The organism is Streptomyces sp. NPDC096079, assembly GCF_040303145.1.
Taxonomy (GTDB): Bacteria; Actinomycetota; Actinomycetes; order Streptomycetales; family Streptomycetaceae; genus Streptomyces.
The window spans coordinates 97,667-115,638 of the sequence record NZ_JBEOST010000009.1 but is presented as its reverse complement, the minus strand read 5'-3'; the positions used below and the strand labels follow the sequence as shown (position 1 = coordinate 115,638).

Annotated in this window: 18 protein-coding genes and 1 pseudogene; 11 read left to right on the top strand and 8 right to left on the bottom strand. The window is 74.6% G+C overall.

Annotation, left to right across the window (positions count from 1 at the left end; genetic code table 11):
- Positions 1 to 2: 2 nt before the first annotated feature.
- Positions 3 to 788: a class I SAM-dependent methyltransferase gene (locus tag ABTY59_RS19910; RefSeq protein ID WP_352020304.1), complete on the top strand. Its 786-nt coding sequence runs from the start codon at positions 3 to 5 to the stop codon at positions 786 to 788.
- Positions 789 to 1,089: 301 nt separating this feature from the next.
- On the opposite strand, the gene opcA is transcribed toward ABTY59_RS19910, so the two are convergent.
- The gene (gene opcA, locus ABTY59_RS19905) at positions 1,090 to 2,001 is read right to left on the bottom strand and encodes a glucose-6-phosphate dehydrogenase assembly protein OpcA (RefSeq protein ID WP_352020303.1); all 912 of its coding nucleotides are present in this window, start codon (positions 1,999 to 2,001) and stop codon (positions 1,090 to 1,092) included.
- A gap of 83 nt (positions 2,002 to 2,084) precedes the next feature.
- On the bottom strand, positions 2,085 to 2,636 hold the full coding sequence (locus tag ABTY59_RS19900) for a DoxX family protein (RefSeq protein ID WP_352020302.1): 552 nt from the start codon (positions 2,634 to 2,636) through the stop codon (positions 2,085 to 2,087).
- A gap of 170 nt (positions 2,637 to 2,806) precedes the next feature.
- Here ABTY59_RS19900 and ABTY59_RS19895 point away from each other — a divergent pair, with 170 nt between their 5' ends.
- The 3 genes from ABTY59_RS19895 (at position 2,807) to ABTY59_RS19885 (ending at position 5,407) form a co-directional block, all read left to right on the top strand.
- Entirely contained in the window at positions 2,807 to 4,183 is a 1,377-nt protein-coding gene (locus ABTY59_RS19895) for a dipeptidase (protein ID WP_352020301.1), read from the top strand.
- A gap of 35 nt (positions 4,184 to 4,218) precedes the next feature.
- Positions 4,219 to 4,830, top strand: coding sequence for an HdeD family acid-resistance protein (locus ABTY59_RS19890; RefSeq protein WP_352020300.1), 612 nt, complete (start codon positions 4,219 to 4,221; stop codon positions 4,828 to 4,830).
- A 154-nt stretch (positions 4,831 to 4,984) separates the two neighbouring features.
- The gene (locus ABTY59_RS19885) at positions 4,985 to 5,407 is read left to right on the top strand and encodes a DUF350 domain-containing protein (RefSeq protein ID WP_352020299.1); all 423 of its coding nucleotides are present in this window, start codon (positions 4,985 to 4,987) and stop codon (positions 5,405 to 5,407) included.
- Positions 5,408 to 5,424: 17 nt separating this feature from the next.
- On the opposite strand, the gene ABTY59_RS19880 is transcribed toward ABTY59_RS19885, so the two are convergent.
- Positions 5,425 to 5,877, bottom strand: coding sequence for a hypothetical protein (locus ABTY59_RS19880; protein ID WP_352020298.1), 453 nt, complete (start codon positions 5,875 to 5,877; stop codon positions 5,425 to 5,427).
- A gap of 26 nt (positions 5,878 to 5,903) precedes the next feature.
- Complete coding sequence (locus ABTY59_RS19875; RefSeq protein ID WP_352020297.1) at positions 5,904 to 7,340, bottom strand: WGR domain-containing protein; 1,437 nt, start codon at positions 7,338 to 7,340, stop codon at positions 5,904 to 5,906.
- A 269-nt stretch (positions 7,341 to 7,609) separates the two neighbouring features.
- Here ABTY59_RS19875 and ABTY59_RS19870 point away from each other — a divergent pair.
- Together ABTY59_RS19870 and ABTY59_RS19865 are read left to right on the top strand one after the other, a co-directional pair.
- Positions 7,610 to 8,557, top strand: a pseudogene (locus tag ABTY59_RS19870) (SPFH domain-containing protein); the annotation flags it as partial.
- A 2-nt stretch (positions 8,558 to 8,559) separates the two neighbouring features.
- Entirely contained in the window at positions 8,560 to 9,555 is a 996-nt protein-coding gene (locus tag ABTY59_RS19865; RefSeq protein WP_352020296.1) for a M23 family metallopeptidase, read from the top strand.
- Between the two features lie 21 nt (positions 9,556 to 9,576).
- Here ABTY59_RS19865 and ABTY59_RS19860 read toward each other — a convergent pair whose 3' ends face one another.
- The 3 genes from ABTY59_RS19860 to ABTY59_RS19850 form a co-directional block, all read right to left on the bottom strand.
- The gene (locus ABTY59_RS19860) at positions 9,577 to 10,281 is read right to left on the bottom strand and encodes an ABC transporter ATP-binding protein (RefSeq protein ID WP_352020295.1); all 705 of its coding nucleotides are present in this window, start codon (positions 10,279 to 10,281) and stop codon (positions 9,577 to 9,579) included.
- A gap of 42 nt (positions 10,282 to 10,323) precedes the next feature.
- Positions 10,324 to 11,793 (bottom strand): ABC transporter permease, encoded by a 1,470-nt coding sequence (locus tag ABTY59_RS19855; RefSeq protein WP_352020294.1) that lies wholly within the window; start codon positions 11,791 to 11,793, stop codon positions 10,324 to 10,326.
- Positions 11,794 to 11,943: 150 nt separating this feature from the next.
- Positions 11,944 to 13,155, bottom strand: a complete 1,212-nt coding sequence (locus tag ABTY59_RS19850; protein ID WP_352020293.1) for an ROK family transcriptional regulator — start codon at positions 13,153 to 13,155, stop codon at positions 11,944 to 11,946.
- 130 nt (positions 13,156 to 13,285) lie between these two features.
- On the opposite strand from ABTY59_RS19850, the gene ABTY59_RS19845 reads away from it, so the two are divergent.
- From ABTY59_RS19845 to ABTY59_RS19825, 5 genes are all read left to right on the top strand, one after another.
- A complete protein-coding gene (locus tag ABTY59_RS19845; RefSeq protein ID WP_352020292.1) occupies positions 13,286 to 13,852 on the top strand; it encodes a winged helix-turn-helix transcriptional regulator in 567 nt (188 codons plus the stop codon).
- On the top strand, positions 13,852 to 14,781 hold the full coding sequence (locus ABTY59_RS19840; RefSeq protein ID WP_352020291.1) for a ketopantoate reductase family protein: 930 nt from the start codon (positions 13,852 to 13,854) through the stop codon (positions 14,779 to 14,781). Before ABTY59_RS19845 ends, ABTY59_RS19840 begins: the two co-directional genes overlap by 1 nt.
- A gap of 240 nt (positions 14,782 to 15,021) precedes the next feature.
- A complete protein-coding gene (locus tag ABTY59_RS19835; RefSeq protein ID WP_352020290.1) occupies positions 15,022 to 15,549 on the top strand; it encodes a hypothetical protein in 528 nt (175 codons plus the stop codon).
- Positions 15,550 to 15,630: 81 nt separating this feature from the next.
- Complete coding sequence (locus tag ABTY59_RS19830; protein WP_352020289.1) at positions 15,631 to 17,067, top strand: amidase; 1,437 nt, start codon at positions 15,631 to 15,633, stop codon at positions 17,065 to 17,067.
- A 51-nt stretch (positions 17,068 to 17,118) separates the two neighbouring features.
- On the top strand, positions 17,119 to 17,502 hold the full coding sequence (locus tag ABTY59_RS19825; RefSeq protein ID WP_352020288.1) for a nuclear transport factor 2 family protein: 384 nt from the start codon (positions 17,119 to 17,121) through the stop codon (positions 17,500 to 17,502).
- Between the two features lie 23 nt (positions 17,503 to 17,525).
- Here ABTY59_RS19825 and ABTY59_RS19820 read toward each other — a convergent pair whose 3' ends face one another.
- The gene (locus tag ABTY59_RS19820; RefSeq protein WP_352020287.1) at positions 17,526 to 17,945 is read right to left on the bottom strand and encodes an ArsI/CadI family heavy metal resistance metalloenzyme; all 420 of its coding nucleotides are present in this window, start codon (positions 17,943 to 17,945) and stop codon (positions 17,526 to 17,528) included.
- Between the last annotated feature and the right edge of the window lie 27 nt (positions 17,946 to 17,972).

The window sequence follows — 17,972 nt, the reverse complement described above, 5'->3', positions numbered from 1 at the left end:
GGGTGAGCACGGTGGCCTCCTCCTCTCCGGGCCGCCCCGCGGCCGAGTTCAACGACATCGCCCCGGTGTACGACGAGTCGCGCGGCGGTACGGCGCGAGCCGCCGGTTTCGCGGAGCAGCTCGCGCCGCTGCTCGACCCCGCGCTCCCGGTGCTCGACATCGGCGTCGGGACGGGCATCGTCGCGGCCGAGCTGACGGCCCGGGGCCACACCGTGCACGGCATCGACCTCTCGCCCGGCATGCTCGCGCGGGCGAGGGCCCGGCTCGGCGCGCGGGTGGCGGTGGGCGACGCCGGCCGGCTGCCCGTACGGACCGGATCGGTGGACCAGGCGGTGTCGACCTGGCTGCTGCACGCGGGCCCGGACAACCGGGCCGTCCTGGCCGAGGTCGCCCGGGTCCTGCGGCCCGGCGGCCGCTATCTGGTCGTCCCGGCGGGCGGGACGCGTCCCACGGACGACATCGGCGTCCTCGTCGGGGAGTTGGAGGACCGTCTCGATCCGGAGGGCAGCCGCCGCGACGGACCGGAGTGGCTGGCGCCGATCGCCGCGGCGCACGGCCTCGTCTACGAGGGGACCGCGTCGGAGCGCCCCACCTCGTTCGCGGTGTCGCCGCGGGCGATGGCCGAGTCGCTGACGCGCGGTCTGTTCACGGGCGCCTGGGCGGTGGACGGCGAGGCGACCCGCCTGGTCGACGAGACCCGTGCGCGCCTGCTGGCCCTTCCGTCCCCGGACACCCCGCGGGTCCGCCGCGGGGCGGACGTCGTCCTGCTCTTCCACCGCGAGCCCTGACGGGCCTGTGGGCGAGCCCGGGTTCCGCCCGTCGTGAGCAGGCGCCCCTCCCCCGGACCTCGGCCCGGGGGTCCCGGGGCGAAGTCCGGGGACCCCGGGCGAAGTCCGGGGACCCCCCGGTGAAGTCCGGAACCCCCAGGCGAAGTCCAGGACCCCCGGGCGAAGTCCGGAACCCCCCGGTGAAGTCCGGAACCCCCAGGCGAAGTCCAGGACCCCCGGGCGAAGTCCGGGACCCCCGGGCGAAGTCCGGGGAGGGGCGATGGCCCGCGACGGGCGCGGGCGCCCTCGGGCCGGGGCAGCGTCAGGCGTGGCCGCGGAGTGCCGCCGCGTAGGCCTCGTCGGGGTCGAGCCGTCGCAGTTCCTCCGCGATCAGCTCCGCGGTGGACCGGACCTTCAGGGCGAGGACCCTGCTGGGCTGGCCGGGGATGGCGAGCCGCGCGACCGGGCCCTCGGGCCGGTCGATGCGGATCTCGCCGTCGGCGGTGCCCATGCGGACGGCCGTGACGACGGGCCCGTCGGTGACGACGCGGTCGACGGAGACGCCGAGCCGGACCTCGAACCAGCGGGCGAGGAGTTCGGCGCTGGGGTTCTCCGCCTCGCTCTCGACGGCGGCGGAGGTGACGGTGAGCGGCGCCTGGTCGAGGGCCGCGGCGAGCATGGAGCGCCACGGGGTGAGCCGGGTCCAGGCGAGGTCGGTGTCGCCGGGGGCGTACGAGGCGGCACGGCGCTCCAGGGCGCCGAGGGGGTCCTCGACCGCGTACATGTCGGTGATGCGGCGCTGCGCGAGCGAGCCCAGCGGGTCCCGGGAGGGAACTTCGGGGGCGTCGACGGGCCACCAGACGACGACGGGGGCGTCCGGCAGGAGCAGCGGCAGGACCACGGAGTCGGCGCGGTCGCCGAGTTCGCCGTACAGCCGGAGCAGGACCGTCTCGCCCGAGCCGGCGTCGGTGCCGAGCCTGACCTCGGCGTCGAGGCGGGTCACGCCCCGGTCCCGGGGGGTGCGGGCGTGGCGCTTGATGACGACGAGGGTGCGGGAAGGGTGTTCCCGCGAGGCCTCGTTGGCCGCCTTGACGGAGTCGTAGGCGTTCTCCTCGTCGGTGACGACGAGGAGGGTGAGCACGGCGCCGACGGCGGGGGTGCCGACGGCCCTGCGACCCTGCAGGATCGCCTTGTTGATCTTGCTGGAGTCGGTGTCCGTCAGATCGATCTTCATGGTGCGGCGCCCGTCCCTTCCTCTGCGGCGAGCCTAACCCTCCCGTGCGGCGCACGTGCGCCGGTCCCCCGGAGAGGCCGCCGCTAGGCGGCCACCGGCCCAGGTCCGGGGTCGGGTTCCGGCTCGGGCGACGCCTGGTCCACGGCGCGACGGCCGACGACGGCCGCGGCGGCGATCGCCGTGCCGAGGAAGGCCGTGGCCACCACCCAGCGGCGGTCGAGGACGTGTCCGGTGGCGTGGTCCAGGGAGTACCGTCCTGCGCCGGTGATGCCGATCGCGGCGGCCGTGAAGCCGAGGAAGGCCGGGTATTCGAAGCCGCCGCCCTGGGCGAAGAAGCCGGCCGGGGCGTGCACGGCGACGGCTCCCGCCATGGCGCCGGCCGCGGCGGCGCCGGCGGCCGGGGTGGCGAGGCCCAGGGCGAGGAGCACCCCGCCGCCCGCCTCGCCGAGGCCGGCGGCGATCGCGCTCTCCCGGCCCGGGTGGAAGCCCATGGCCTCCATCGCCTTGGTGGTGCCCTCGATGCCGCCGCCGCCGAACCAGCCGAGGAGCTTCTGCGTGCCGTGCGCGGCGAGCACGGCACCGGTGCCGACCCTCAGCACGAGCAGCCCGAGGTCACGTCGGTTGGGGTGGGCCATGGGTTCTCCAGGTGCGGGAGGTGGTCGCGTGCACAGCCCACTCTCGTCCGGACCGCCTCCCGGCGCCCCTCGAAGCACATCCCGAATAGTCCACTTGAGTCATATTTTGCGGCTGTTGCCCACTGTTGCTTGACTGGGTGTGCTTTCGATCCCGAGGGAAGTGGGTACGCATGTCCGCCGAGTCCACCGAGACCGCAGCCCTGCGGGAGAGGGTCCGGGCGCTGATGCCCCGGGCGAAGGAGGACCTGACCGCGCTGGTGGCGATGCGTTCGGTCGCCGACCCCCGCCAGTTCCCGCCCGAGGAGTGCGCGAAGACCGCCGACTTCCTCGTGCGGGCCTTCACGGAGGCCGGGCTGCGGGACATGCGCCGGGTGGCGACCCCGGACGGCACGGACGCGGTGGTCGGGCACGCGCCGGGACCGGAGGGGGCGCCGACGGTACTGCTCTACTGCCACTACGACGTGCAGCCGCCCCTCGACGACGCGGCCTGGCGGACCCCGCCGTTCGAGCTCACCGAGCGCGACGGGCGCTGGTACGGGCGCGGTGCCGCGGACTGCAAGGGCAACATAGCGATGCACCTGACGGCGCTGCGCGCGCTCGGCGGCCCCGAGGGCCGCGGTTTCCCCGTGAACATCAAGTTCGTGGCGGAGGGTTCGGAGGAGCAGGGCACCGGGGGGCTCGAACAGCTCGTGCCGCTCCAGCCCGAACTGTTCTCCGCCGACACCCTGTTGGTCTGCGACACGGGCAACTTCGCCCTGGGCCTGCCCACCGCGACCACCTCCCTGCGCGGACTCACCAACGTCGTCGTGACCGTCTCGACCCTCAAGGGCGAGATGCACTCCGGCATGTTCGGCGGCCCGGCACCGGACGCCCTGGCGGCGCTCGTCCGCATCCTCGACGGCCTCCGCGACGAGCACGGCAACACGGCGATCAAGGGCCTGGAGGGAGAGGGCGTCTGGGAGGGGGTCGACTATCCGGCCGATCAGTTCCGCACCGATGCGGGCGTGCTCGACGGCGTGTCCCTCGTGGGCACGGGCTCCGTCGCCGACGAGTTGTGGGCGCGGCCCGCCGTCACCGTCCTCGGCATCGACTGCCCGCCGGTGGTGGGCTCCTCGGCCGCGGTCCAGGCGAGGGTACGGGCCAGGGTCAGCCTGCGCGTACCGCCGGGCATCGACGCCGACGCCGCCCTGCGCGCGCTCACCGACCACCTGACCTCGACCGCCCCGTGGGGTGCCCGGGTCGAGGTGGAACCGGAGAGCGCCGGCCAGCCGTTCCGGGCCCGCACCGACGGCCCCGCCTATCGGGCCCTGGGGACGGCACTCCGCGAGGCGTACGGGAAGGACATGGTCCAGTCGGGGCAGGGCGGGTCGATCCCGCTGTGCAACGTGCTCGCCGCGCACTTCCCCGACGCGGAGATCGCCCTCATCGGCGTCGAGGAGCCGGGCTGTCTGATCCACGCGCCGAACGAGAGCGTGGACCCCTCCGAGATCGAGCACATGGCACTGGCCGAGGCCCTGTTCCTGCGCTCCTACGCCACCGCGCGCTGAGCGGCCGCCCACGACGAAAGGACCGGTTCCGGCCCATGACACAGACTCATGACAGTCCGCACGGCCGCGCCACGCGGGACGTGCCGCCCGGGCCCCTGGGCATGCTGGCGGGCTTCGCCTGGCAGGCCCTGCTCGTCGCCGGGCTGGTCTCGCTGGTCCTCGGCGCCCTGGTCCTGGCCTGGCCGGAGGCCACCCTGACCGTGGTGGGGGTGCTCTTCGGTCTTTACCTGCTGTTCAGCGGTGTGGTGCAGCTGGTCGCCGCGTTCGGCACGCACGCCACGACGGCGCTGCGGGTCATGGCCTTCATCAGCGGCGCGCTGTCGATCCTGCTGGGTCTCTTCTGCTTCCGGGGCGCGACGCAGTCGATCCTGCTGCTCGCGCTGTGGATCGGGATCGGCTGGCTCTTCCGCGGCATCATGCAGACGGTGGCGGCCGCCTCCGACCCGGCGACACCGGCGCGCGGCTGGCAGATCTTCCTGGGCATCGTCAGCGCGCTCGCCGGCATCGTCCTGATCGTGTCCCCGCTGGAGTCGGCCGCGGTGCTCACGGTCCTCGGCGGCGTCTGGCTCCTCGTCGTCGGCGGCACCGAGATCGTCACCGCGTTCATGGTCCGCTCCCGCGCCAAGGACCTTCCGCCGGGCGCCTGATCCCCGACGCCGGGCCTCCCCCGCCCGGGCAACCCGTCGTCCGCCGCCCGCCCGACCTTCGGGCGGGCGGCGGACGACTTTGACGCGTGCGCTACATTTTGCCGGTCCTTGACCACCGATCCCCGCGATCGCACCCCTTCGGAGCCGGCACTTCATGAGCGACATCGTCAACGGCCTGGGCCGGGCCGGCGCCTACGGCGCCCTCGGCGTGGTCCTGCTGATCCTCGGCATCGTGCTCGTGGACCTGCTGACCCCCGGCAAGCTCGGACGCCAGATCTGGGAGGACCGCAACCGCAACGCCTCGATCCTGCTGAGCTCGGCGCTCCTCGGCATCGGCGGGATCGTCTTCACCTCGATCTGGACGACGTACGAGGACTTCGGCAAGGGGCTCGTCTCGACGGCCGCATTCGGTCTGCTCGGCCTGGCGATGATGGCCGTGGCCTTCCTCGTCGTCGACCTGGTCACGCCGGGGAAGCTCGGCGCCACGCTCGTCGACCCCGAGCCGCACCCGGCGGTCTGGGTGACCGCCTCCTGCAACATCGCCGTCTCGGCGATCGTCTCCGCGTCGATCGCCTGATCGGCGCACCGGGGCCCTCAGGTCCCGAGGGGCTCCACCTCCAGGAAACGGCGGCCGCGCGGCCCCTTGTAGAGGAGGGCGTCCCAGCCGAGCCGCACCAGGACCGGCACGCACGCCCCCAGGGCCGCCGCCTCCTCCCGGGCGGCGCCCGCCCCCGGCGGACCGAGCCACTCCACCACCGCCGTGCCGGGCCGCTCCCCCGCCGTGACCCGGTAGCCGGTGGACAGCCGCGCCCCGGACGGGTCCGCGGACGAGGGCGTGATCCCGCCCGACTCCAGGGCCAGGGCCACCGCGCGGACGGGCCGCCGGCGCTCCCAGTCGGCGGGCACGCCCCTCGGGTCGCCGCCCTGGCGCAGGGTCAGCCGCCTGATCTGGAGCAGCCCGTCGACGGCCGCGCGGATCTCGCGCGAGCGCTGCTCGGCCCCGTCCGGCGGCAGCGGCGGCCCGTCGCCCGTGGCTGCCTCGAACACCCCCGGCTCCCCTCCTCCGCCGCCGGTCACAGCAGCCGCCGGATGTCGCCGCGCACCCGGTAGAACCCGCCCGCCGCCGGGTGCAGGGCGTCCACCACGTACCGCGCGCCGGGCTCCCGGATCGCGCGCGGGAACTGCACGTTCCACCCGGAGTCGTAGCCCTGCGAGACGACCCGCACGCGGGTCCTCCCTCCCTCGGTCACGCACTCCACCACCACCGAGCCGGCCGGGGCGTCACTGACGGCGGTCACGGCGGTGACGGTCGTCGCCGGCTCGTACACCGGGAGGGCCGCGGCGAGCTTGACGTCCCTGGCGACCGGGACCGTGCCCCGCTGGGCGGCCTCGATCGCCGCCTCGCCCGCGTCCACGCAGACCAGTGAGCCGTCCGTGGTCACCAGGTAGAGCCGCTCGTCCCGGTACTGCATGGAGAGCGCCGAGCCGCCGCCCGTGCCCAGCTTCCAGAGCCGGGTGCCGTCCTCCGCGAAGCAGTAGACCGAGGAGGCGGAGTCGCCCGCGAAGACGAACCGGCCGCCGGGCGAGGTGGCACAGGAGTACACCGGGCTGTCGCAGGAGTACACCGCCTCCACGCGCCCGTCCCGCTTCGCGAGCCGCAGCACCTTCTTGCGGGAGGTGCCCGCGTAGACCGCGGTGTCCTCCTGCCAGCCGAAGAGCACGCCGCCGTCGGTCGGCGCGTGCCACAGCTCGCCGCCGCCGTCCGGCGCGTGAGCGGCGACACCCCGCGTGTCGCCGTAGTAGACGGCGTCCCCGTCGGCGCGGACCATCCAGGCGTGCTCTCCGGCGCCGGCGCGCGCCCACTGGTGCTCGTCCTCGTGGTCGATGACGGTGAGCCGGCCCGAGCGGTCCGCGACGTTCAGCACGCCCTCGTGGATGTCGAGCCAGAAGATGTCGACGTCGGTGGCGATGTCGTACGCGGCGAACGGGAGCTTGGACGACAGGTCGTACACCGTGCCGTCGTCGCAGCCCGCGTAGATCCAGAAGTCGTCGGCGACCAGGCACTTGACGCCGTCCGGCAGGCTGTAGCGGGCCTGCACCTCGCCCGTGCGGTCGAGCGTGAAGACGTCCCCCGCCTGGTTGCCCACCCAGCAGCGCTCCTCGTCGACGTGGATGCCGAAGGCGGCCGAACCGGTGCGGAACCGCCAGAGGACGGGGGCGACGGCGCGTGCGGTGGAGGGCGCGGAGGCGACCTCGCGGCGCGTCACGGAACGCGCGGCGCGCTGTCCCCGAACGGCGGGCGCGTACCCCTTGCGGACCTTCTCGCCGATCTTCTTGGCCGCCGCGGCCTGGGCCTTCGCCACCGTGGGGAACGTGGAGCGCTGGGTCTGGCCGTCCGAGCCGATCCGGCCGTAACGCACCGACACCGCGAGGTCCTCGACGGTCACTTCGTAGAACTTGTGGGCACCGCCGCCGTCCTGCGACAGCTCCAGATAGGTCGTCGTCGTCATGGTGAAAACGGTAGGGGCCACCACTGACAACGGCCCTCGGTGAGGTCGTGGCCAAGGGACCAATGGCCCGGACATTCAGGACTTTCGTAGTGGCATTCCGGACATTAACCCCTGTGACGATGGTGCGTGAAGATCATCCGACGAGCCGTCATCTCAGGAACGGCCGGAAGGGCCTCATGACCGAGCTGCAGAAACGGCCCCTGCCCGTCCGCACCCGCCGGCACACGGACGGCATACCGATGAACGACCTCTTCCGGTCGGCCCGGACCCCGGCACGGTCGGGGAAACGACCCGACGCCTCCCCCGCTCCTTCCGTCGCCCTCTCCCGCCGACCGCCGCCCTCCGAGCCCGATCTGACGGAGCGTCCCGGCCCCGCCGCCCCCGGCTGGGCCGCCGTCCTCACCGGCCTCACCGCGCTCGCGGGCGCGTCGGCCGCGCTCTGGCGGGCCCGTCCGCCGCGCACCGTCGAGCTGCCGCCGTGGCAGTGGGCCGCGCTCGCCGGCTGCGTCGTCGTCGCCGTCGTCTCCTTCGGCGGGCTGACCCGCGGCCGGTCCGGCTCCGCCTGGGTGCTCTCGCTCTGCGGCCGCTACCGGGGCAGCGTCCGCCGGACCGGCCTCGTCTGGATCAGCCCGTTCGTGCTGCGCCGCCGGATCGACGTACGGCTGCGGCACTGGCGCAGCGAACCCCTCGCCGTCGTCGACGCCGAGGGTTCGGCGCTGCGCGTGGTCGTCCTGGTCGTCTGGTCGGTGCGGGACACGGCCCGCGCGCTGCTCGCGGTCGACGACCACCTCGGCTATCTGCGCGAGCAGGTGGAGGCCGCGTCCGCGCGCGTGCTCTCGCAGCTCCCCGCGGACGCCTTCCGGGGCGGCGCGCCGACCCTCCGGGACGCCGAGGCCGTCGGAGACGCCCTGACCCGGATGCTCGCGGCGGAGTGCCGTCCCGTCGGCATCGCCGTCTTCTCCGCCCAGCCCACCCGCATCGAGTACGCCCCCGAGGTCGCCGCCGCCATGCGCCGGCGGCAGATCGCCGCCCTCGACGCCAAGCACCGGGACTCCGTCCTGACCGGCGTGATCGACGCCGTCGCGGACACCGTCACCCGGCTGACCACACGGGGGCTCGTCGAGCTCGACGACTTCGAACGCCAGGCCCTGGTCAAGGACTTGACCGTGGCCTTCTACACCCGGAGTGGCGGCCCGGCCGAACCGAACCAGGAGTGACGATGACCCTGCGAGCCCACGACCACGCCGAAGCCCTCGACGTTCCCGCGTTCACCGACGACATACCCCCCGCGTGCGCCTGCGCGGGCTGCCTGGACGCCGTCCGCGCGGGCCGGACGGCCGGCGGGCAGCGCGCCCTGCACGGCGTGCGCCGCGCGGTGGTCGCGACCGTGGGCGTGGTCGCCCTGACCGGCGCGGGCGCCGGAACGGCCGCCGCCGATCCCGCCCCGGCGCACGCCGGCTGGGACGGCTCCCGGTACTGGTTCCGCAACGAGGCGGGCGAGTGGCGCTGGACCGGCCACCACGCCACGTACGCGCAACGCACCGGCGCCTCCGGCGGCGGTGACCGGCGGACGGCGAGCGGCGGTGACCGGCGGACCGCCCAGGCCGGCGGCGACCGCACCCGGGAGCCGGTCTTCCACGGCCGGCAGGGCTGGGACGCCCGGTGCGGCGTCTACTGGTTCCCGTCCGACGGCCACTGGTACTGGACCCGCCACGCGTGGAAGTACGAGCAGCGGACCGGCCGTCCCGCCCATCCGACGAAGCCGACCCCGCCGGGGCCGACCGCCCCCACGAAGCCCACCGGTTCCGCGCGGGGCTGGACGCTGCCGGTGTCCTCGTACGTCTTCACGGGGTACTACGGCCGGCCGGGCGCCTGGTCGAAGGGCTACCACACGGGGCAGGACTTCGCGGTGCCGACGGGTACGACGGTCCGCGCGGTCGGCCCCGGCCGGGTCGTGACGGCCGGGTACGGCCGCTCGTACGGCCACGAGGTGGTGATCCGTCACCCGGACGGCCGCTACACCCAGTACGCCCACCTCTCCCGGATCGACGTCTCGCCCGGGCAGAGCGTGTCGGGCGGGCAGCGGATCGCGCGGTCGGGGGCGACCGGGCGGGTGACGGGGCCGCACCTGCACTTCGAGGTGCGGACCACGCCGTACTTCGGTTCGGACATCGCGCCACTGACCTATCTGCGCGGCCACGGCGTGTCCGTGTAGCGCGGCTCGCACCGCTCGCGCTCAGGCCCCGACGCGGTCCTTCGTCGTCCGCCGGTTCTCCTCGACCGTGATCCGGCCCTTCCGGATCGTGGCCAGGCGGGGTGCCCGGCGGGCGACGGCGCTGTCGTGGGTGACCATGACGAAGGTCAGCCCGTGCTCGTCGCAGAGCCCTTCGAGCAGGTCCACGATCCCGTCGCGCATCGACTCGTCCAGATTGCCCGTGGGTTCGTCGGCGAGGAGGACCTTCGGCCGCTTGACCAGGGCGCGGGCGATGGCCACGCGCTGCTGCTGGCCGCCGGAGAGCTCGGCCGGCAGATGGCCGAGGCGCTCGCCGAGGCCCACCGAGTCCAGCGCCCCGGCGGCCCGGGCGCGCCGTTCGGAGGCCTTGACGCCGAGCGGGACGAGCGCGGTCTCCACGTTCTCCTGGGCGGTGAGCGTGGGGATGAGGTTGAAGCTCTGGAAGACGAAACCGATGGTCTCGCCGCGCACGGCCGTCAGGCGGCGCTCGGAGAGCGAGGCGAGATCGGTGCCGTCCAGCAGGATCCGGCCGGAGGTGGGACGGTCGAGGCCGCCGAGCATCTGGAGGAGGGTCGACTTGCCGCCGCCCGTGGGGCCCTGGATGACGAGCCGTTCCCCCTGGTCGAGGGTGAGGTCGACGCCCGCGAGCGCGTCGACTCTCTGCTGCCCTCGCCGGTACTGCTTGGTGACGCCGATGAGTTCGTACATGGTGGGACTCCTGTGGTCCGTGGGGTGGGGTCGGGCGGTCGGCTACTCGACGCGGCGCAGCGCGTCGGCGGGGCGCAGCCGCGAGGCGCGCCAGGCGCCGAAGGCGCCCGCGACGAGTCCACCGCCGAGGGCGAGGAGGACGGCGAGACCCACGGTGGTGACGCTGACGGGGGCGGTGAGGGCGATGTCGACCGTCCTGCCGACCGCCGTACGGGCTCCGCCGGGGCCGCCGCCGAAGCCCGTGCCGCCCCCGCGTCCGGCGCCGAACCCGCCTCCGGACGCGCCGAGTTCGGCGGTGAGGGTGGGGCCGGCGGCGGTGACGGCGTACGCGCCGGCGAGGCCGACCGCGATGCCGAGCGCGCCGCCGATGACGCCGTTGACGAGGGCCTCGCCGACGACCTGGCGGGTGACCCGGCCGCTCTTCCAGCCGAGGGCCTTGAGGGTGCCGAACTCGCGGACCCGGCGGCCGACGGCCGCGGAGGTGAGGAGCCCGGCGACGAGGACGGCGGCGAGCAGCACGGCGTACGAGAGCCACGTGCCGACGCGGGAGGCGAGGTCGGCGGCGGTGTCGAGGGAGCCGGAGACCGTCTGCGCGAGGTCGGCGGAGGTGGTGACGGTGGTGCCGGAGACGTTCTTCTGGATGGCGGTCTTGACCGCGTCGACGCGCGTCGAGTCGGTCGCCTTCACATAGATGGTGGTGACCTTGCCGGCGGAGCCGGAGAGGGTCTGGGCCCGCTTGAGCGGCAGGTAGACCTGGGCGGCGGACTGCCCGCGGTCGGCGGTCGCGATGCCGATGATCTCGAACTTCACTCCCTTGACGGTCAGTTCGCCGCCGACGGAGAGGTCCTTCTCCTGCGCGTAGGCGCTGTCGACGACGGCGGTCCGGGCGTCGGTCTCGCTGGTCGTGAAGGCGCGGCCCGCGGAGACGGTCGAGGTGGTGAGGGGGCCGAGGTCCGGGGAGGTGACATCGGTGCCGTAGATCGTGAAGGAGTCGACGTCGAAGGCCGCGCCGCCGCCGGTCACGGTGTCGCCGGGTCCGCCGGACCCGCCGCCCGGGCCTCCGCGCCGGGTCTGCCCGCCCTGGCCGGGCTGGATCCGGCCGCGCTCGAACTCGCCGTCGATCTTCAGGTCGACGAGGCTGAGGCCGCCGACGGCCTCGGCGACGCCCTGCTGCTTCGCGACCGTGCCGACGGTGGAGTCGGCGAGCGTCTGGAAGCCCTGGACCATCAGCCGGTCGCTGCTCTGCTGCTTGCCGTCCTCCTGGCCCTGGAACTCGAACCGGGGCCGCTGCGGCTGGGCACCGGCCTCGGGCCGTTCCTGCGCCTTGGTCACCGTCAGGTCCGTGCCGAGGCCGTAGAGGGATTCCAGGACCTTGCCCTGGGCCCGGCTCATGCCGGAGGAGACGGAGGTGACGACGATGACCAGCGCGATGCCGAGCGCGAGCCCGGAGGCGACGACGAGCGCCGCCTTTCTGCGGCGCCGCAGTTCGCGCCGGAGGTAGGTGAAGAACATGGGCGCGAAGCTAGGTGCGGCAGGTGATGACGGGATAAGTCCCGCGTGAGAGCGGGATGAGAGCGGGGCGCCCCTCACGTGGGCGGCGGTGGCGCGGCGTACGCGAAGTGAGGGGCGTACGCCCAGAGATGCTTCCGGGTCGCGGGAGGATCAGGGCCGCGACGGGGCGGGGGCGTACGTCAACGGGTCCGCCAGGGCGGCGTGCAGGATCAGGGCCGCCGCTCCGCGCGAGGCGTCCGCGGCGGCCGACGCCGGGCGCAGGCGCCCCGCGTCCGGGGTCCAGAGGCCGGAGACGACGCGGTCGGAGAGTTCCCCGGCGAGGGCGGGCGCCAGCCAGGGCATCAGGAGCGGGTAGATGCCGCCGAGGACGACGGCCTCGGGGTCCAGGAGGTTCACCGCCCCGGACAGGGCGCGGCCCAGCATCCGGCCGGCCTCGGCGAGGGCGGCGAGTGCACGCGGTTCCCCCGCCCCGGCGCGGCGCGCGAGGTCCGGGACGCCGGTGGCGTCCGCCGAGGCGAGGAGGGCGGCCTGGCCCGCGTACTGTTCGAGGCAGCCCCGGGAGCCGCAGCGGCAGCGCGGGCCCTCGGCGTCGACCACGACGTGTCCGATCTCGCCGGCGAAGCCGTGCGCGCCGCGCAGGAGTTCGCCGTGGACGACGATCGCTCCGCCGACGCCGATCTCCCCCGTGAGGTGCAGGAAGGTGCGGATCTCGCCGAGGGAGCCGGACCACAGCTCGGCGAGGGCCGCCATGTTGGCCTCGTTGTCGGAGGTGACGGGGAGGCCTGCGGTGCCGGGCCGCAGCGCGGTGAGGGCCTTGCCGAAGAGGGCTTCGGCGGGGACCTCGTGCCAGCCGAGGTTGGGCGCCTGGCGGACGGTTCCGTCGTGGACGAGCCCGGGGAGCGCGAGACCGGCCCCGACCGGGGCGAGGCCGAGGCCGGCGGCCTCGTCCAGGGCCTCCGCGGCGATCCGCGCGGCGCGGGCGAGGACGTCGGCGGCGGCCTCGCGGTGGTCGAGGGGTTCGGTGCGGCGGACGCGGTCGGTGCCGGTCAGGTCGACGACCCGGACGGTGACGTAGTCGACGTTGATCTCGACGCCGAGGCCGGCGGGTCCCGTGTCGGCCGGTTTGAGGACGGTGCCCGGCCGTCCCGCCTGCCCGCTGAAGGTCTTCCCGGACTCGACGAGGAAGCCGAGGTCGAGGAGCTGCTCGACGAGGGAGGAGACGGCGGGGCGGGTGAGCCCGACCCTGGCCGCGACCGCCGCCCGCGTCGTCTCGCCGGCCTCGTGGACGGTCCGCAGGACGAGGCTCAGGTTGTGCCGGCGCACTCCCGACTTGTCGGCCTTGGGTTCCGTGGGCTGGTTCATGGTGAGCGAGAGCCTAGTCGTCCCTTTCGCTCACGTGGAAACGGTGCGGCGCCGCCCGTGCCCCACCCGCTCCCAGCCCTTCGCAGAAAACAGTTCGGTGACCGAACTCTCGTGCGCTACGCTCCGCCCCATGACGCTGCCGCGCGACTACCGGGGCCAGACCTGCGCCCTCGCCCGCTCGATGGAGATCGTCGGCGAGCGCTGGACGCTGCTGATCCTGCGCGACGCCTTCTACGGGGTCCGCCGGTTCGGCGAGTTCGCCGCACACCTGGGCGTCCCCCGGGCCGTCCTCACCGGCCGGCTCACCACCCTCACCGAGGCGGGCGTCCTGACCCGCCTCCCCGGGACGGGCACGGGCCGCCGCGAGGTCTACGGGCTGACGCCCAAGGGGGTCGCCCTCTGGCCGGCCGTCCGCGCGCTCACCGTCTGGGGCGAGGAGTTCTACGCGGCGGGGGGCGGCCCGCGCCGCGTCTTCCTGCACGCCGTGGACGAGGCCCGGCTCGAACCGGACGGGCGCTGCACGGGCTGCGGCGCGGCCGTGCCCGTCCAGGACGTCCTGGTCGCCCCCGGCCCGGGGCTCGCCGCCGCGGCCCCGGAGGACGACCCGGTGACGGCGGCGCTGGCCCGACCGCACCGGCTGCTCACCCCCCTGCTCACCACCGCGCCCTCGGGGCGCCCCACGAAGGGTTCACCCTGATGAAGATCCTGGTCGTCGGCGCCGGTGCCACCGGTGGCTACTTCGGTGCCCTGCTCGCCCGCGCGGGCGAGGACGTCACCTTCCTGGTCCGCCCGGCGCGGGCGGCCGCGCTGAGCGAGCGCGGGCTGCGGGTGGTCGGCCGGGACGAGGAGTGGACGCTGCGGCCCCGGCTCGTCACGGCCGACGAGCTGCGCGGGCCGTACGACCTCGTGCTGCTGTCCGTGAAGTCCACGGGTCTCGACCGGGCGATGGCGGACGTGGCACCGGCCGTCGGGCCGGACACGGCCGTCGTACCGCTCCTGAACGGCCTCGCCCACATCGACGCGCTCAACGCCCGCTTCGGCGCGTCGGCCGTCCTCGGCGGTGTCGCGAAGGTGGTGACGACCCTCGACGACTCGGGTGACATCCGGCGGCTCGCCCCGCTGGCGCATCTGACGTTCGGCGAGCAGGGCGTGCGGGACGGGACCGTCTCCGCGCGCGTGGAGCGGATCCGCAAGGTGCTCGAAGGGGCGGGGATCGACGCGCTCGTCCCGGCCGACGTCCTCACGGCGATGTGGCACAAGTGGGTGTTCATCACGACCTTCGGCGCGGTGACGAGCCTGATGCGCGGCACGGTCGGCGAGGTGTACGACACGGAGGGCGGCCCCGCCCTGGGCCCCGCGCTCCTCGACGAGACCGCCGCGGTCGCCGCGGCGGCCGGGCACCCCGTACCGGAGGAGGAGCGGGCGGCGACGCTCGCCGTGGTGTCGGCGTCGGGCTCGCCGATGGTGCCGTCCCTCTACCGCGACCTGGCGGCGGGCCGGCCCACCGAGGTGGAGCACCTCTTCGGCGACCTGACGGCCCGGGCACGCGCCCTGGGCGTGGCGACCCCGCTCCTGGACCTGGCGACCCTCCACCTGCGGGTCCACCAGCGACGGGTGGAGGACTGAGGACCCGTCCGGACCGGGGCGCCGCGGCGAGGGGTCGCGATGCCGGGGCGCCACGGCGAGGGGCGCTCGCTGAAGGCCCCCGCGCCGCGGCGAGGGGCCCCTCTGAGGGCCCCCGCGCAGGCACCCTCCGAGGACCGCGGTGCCGGCCTCGGGGGATGATCCCTCCTCCCCCGCGCGGCGGATCCGGCGCGGCCTTCGGGGCGATGTCCGGGGGCCGGCACCGGCGGCAGTCTGATCCGCATGATGAAGCTCAAGGCCCTCCCCGACGTGCCCCGTTGGGCCGTCGTCGCCGCGCACGCCGTCCCGCTGATCGTCCTGCCGTCCGGCGTCTGGCGCGTCGCCCTGACGTTCGGCGCGCCGGTGGCCCGGGTGGACGAGCCGACCCTCGGCCTGGCGGCCTACCAGCTCGGCCTCACGGTGCTCGCCGAGCTGCTCGCGTTCCTGACGCTGGGTCTGGTCCGGGAGTGGGGCGAGGTGTTCCCCCGCCGGCTGCCGTTCCTCGGGGGACGCCCGGTCGGGGCGCGCGGCGCGACGTTCGCCGCGCTGGCGGGGGCGGGCGGACTCGCCGCCCTCACCGCCTGGTTCACGTACGTGGTGGTCGCGGGCATCGGCGCGTACTCCCCCGTCGCCCACATCGACGGCTCGTTCCGGAAGGCGCTCCTCTACGTCTGCTACCTCCCGCTCGCGGCCTGGGCCCCGCTGCTCGCGGCCGTGGCGATCGCGTACCGGCGCCGCCGAGGCCTTACGTCAACGCCGTTGACGCCCTGAGCGCGCAGCGGTTCGATGCTGCCGTCGAGGCGGTGCACCGCCCGGCGTCCAGCCTCCGCCGCCCCAGGAAGGGCCCCGCCCATGAGCGACCTCACCGACCTCGCGTACCTTCCGGCCACCGAAGCCCTGCACCGCTTCCGGGACCGCTCGCTGTCGCCGGTCGAGCTGATGACCGCGGTCATCGCCCGCGCCGAGGCCGTCGAGCCGAAGGTCAACGCCCTGGCCGAGCGGACCTTCGACGAGGCCCTGGCCGCCGCCCGCGAGGCCGAGGCGCGGTACGCGGGCAAGGGAGACGCGCCCCGTCCGCTGGAGGGGCTCCCGGTGGCGACGAAGGAGGAGCAGCCCATCGCGGGCCGCCGCAGCACGGACGGTTCGCTGGCCTTCCGGGACGAGATCGCCGACGAGACGCACCCGGTCGTCGAGCGGGTCCAGGCGGCGGGCGGCATCGTGCACGCGCGGACCACCACCCCGGAGTTCAGCTGCGCCGCCTTCACCCAGTCACGGCTGTGGGGCGTGACGCGCAACCCGTGGAACCTGGAGTTCAGCCCCGGCGGGTCCTCGGGCGGCGCCGGCGCCGCGCTCGCGGCCGGCGAGACGACGCTCGCGACCGGCTCCGACATCGGCGGCTCCATCCGCATCCCCGCCTCGTTCACGGGCACGGTGGGGTACAAGCCGCCGTACGGCCGGGTGCCGGCGATGGCGCCGTTCAACCTCGACACGTACTGCCACGACGGCCCGATGGCGCGGACCGTCGCCGACTGCGCGCTCCTGCAGAACGTCATCGCGGGGCCGCACCCGCTCGACGCGGTCTCGCTGCGTCCGAAGGTGACGCTTCCGGAGCGCTTCTCGGGCGGTGAGGGCGTGGCGGGCATGAGGGTGGCGCTGTCCGTCACTTTGGGGGACTGGCCGGTCGACCCCGAGGTCGAGGCCCACACCCGCGCGGTCGCGGACGCCCTGCGCGCGGCCGGGGCGGTCGTGGAGGAGGTGGAGGTCCCGATCACGCGCGCGGAGGTGAGGGAGGCGGCGATGATCCACTTCGGCTCCGTGTTCGGCCCGTACGTCACGTCGGTGGCCGCGGAGCACGGCGACCTCCTCACCCCGTACGCGCTCGACTTCGCCGAGCGGACGGCCGAGGCGGTCCGCGAGCCCGGGAGCGTCCTGCGCGGTCTGGAGCGGGAGGCGGCGATACAGAGGACGCTCGGCGTCCTGCTCGACCGCCACGACCTCCTGCTCTGCCCGACGACGGCCGTTCCGGCTCTGCGGGCGGACGACGACTACCTGTCGACGAAGGTCGTGATCGACGGGGTCGAGCTGGACACGTATCTGGAGGCCGCGATGACCACGGCGTTCAACATCGCCGGCCGCTGCCCGGTCCTGAGCGTGCCGTCCGGGTTCGCCTCGACGGGCGTCCCGACGGGAGTGCAGCTCGTCGGGCGGACGTACGACGACGTCACCGTGTTCCGTGCCGCCGCGGCGATCGAGGCGATACGCCCCTGGGGCAGCCGCCCGACCCTCTGAGGCGCGCAATCCGCTTGCGGACGCCCGGGCCGGCCGGGGCAGGATACGGCGATGAACAGGGACAGGGAACGCAGCGTGGCCGAGGTCGTCGAGCGGGAGCTGCGGTTGATGAGTCCGGCCGTGCGGTCGTCCAGGGCGTTGTCGGACGAGCTGCTCGACCCGGAGTTCGTGGAGGTGGGCGCCTCGGGGCGCAGGTGGGACCGCGCTTCGATGCTGTCGGCGCTGCCCGTCATGCAGGGCGCGACCGATGACGGCCCGCGGTACGAGACCAGCGGGATGACGGGCACGGTGCTGGCGCCGGGCATCGTGCACCTGACGTTCGAGACCGTCATCGACGGCAGACGGGCGCGGAGGAGCTCGATCTGGCGGAAGGTGGACGACGCGTCCGGCTGGCGCATGTACTACCACCAGGCCACACCCGTCCCGGAGGCCTGAGGCCGCGCGCGACGGGGCCGCTCCTACCCGGCGCAGCAGGTGTCGGCGGCGGGGACGGGGCTCTTGCCCAGCCGGTCGGTGTCGGCCTTGACGACGTAGACCTCCCACGCCTCCTTGCCGGGGCCGGTGACCCACACCTTGTCCTGGAGGGCGTAGCAGCAGGAGGTGTCGTTCTCCTCGAAGGTCGCGAGGCCGGCACCCTTCAGCCGGGCGGTGGCGGCGACGACCTCCTCGGCGGCGGAGACCTCGACGCCCAGGTGGTCGAGGCGCGTGTCCTCTCCCTCCTCGCCCTCGATGAGGACGAGCTTGAGCGGCGGTTCGGTGAGGGCGAAGTTGGCGTAGCCCTCGCGGCGCTTGGCGGGCTCGGCCCCGAACAGCTTGGAGTAGAAGGCGATCGAGGCTTCGAGGTCGGCGACGCGCAGGGCGAGCTGGACACGGGACATGACGGTCTCCCATCGGGCGGACTGTTT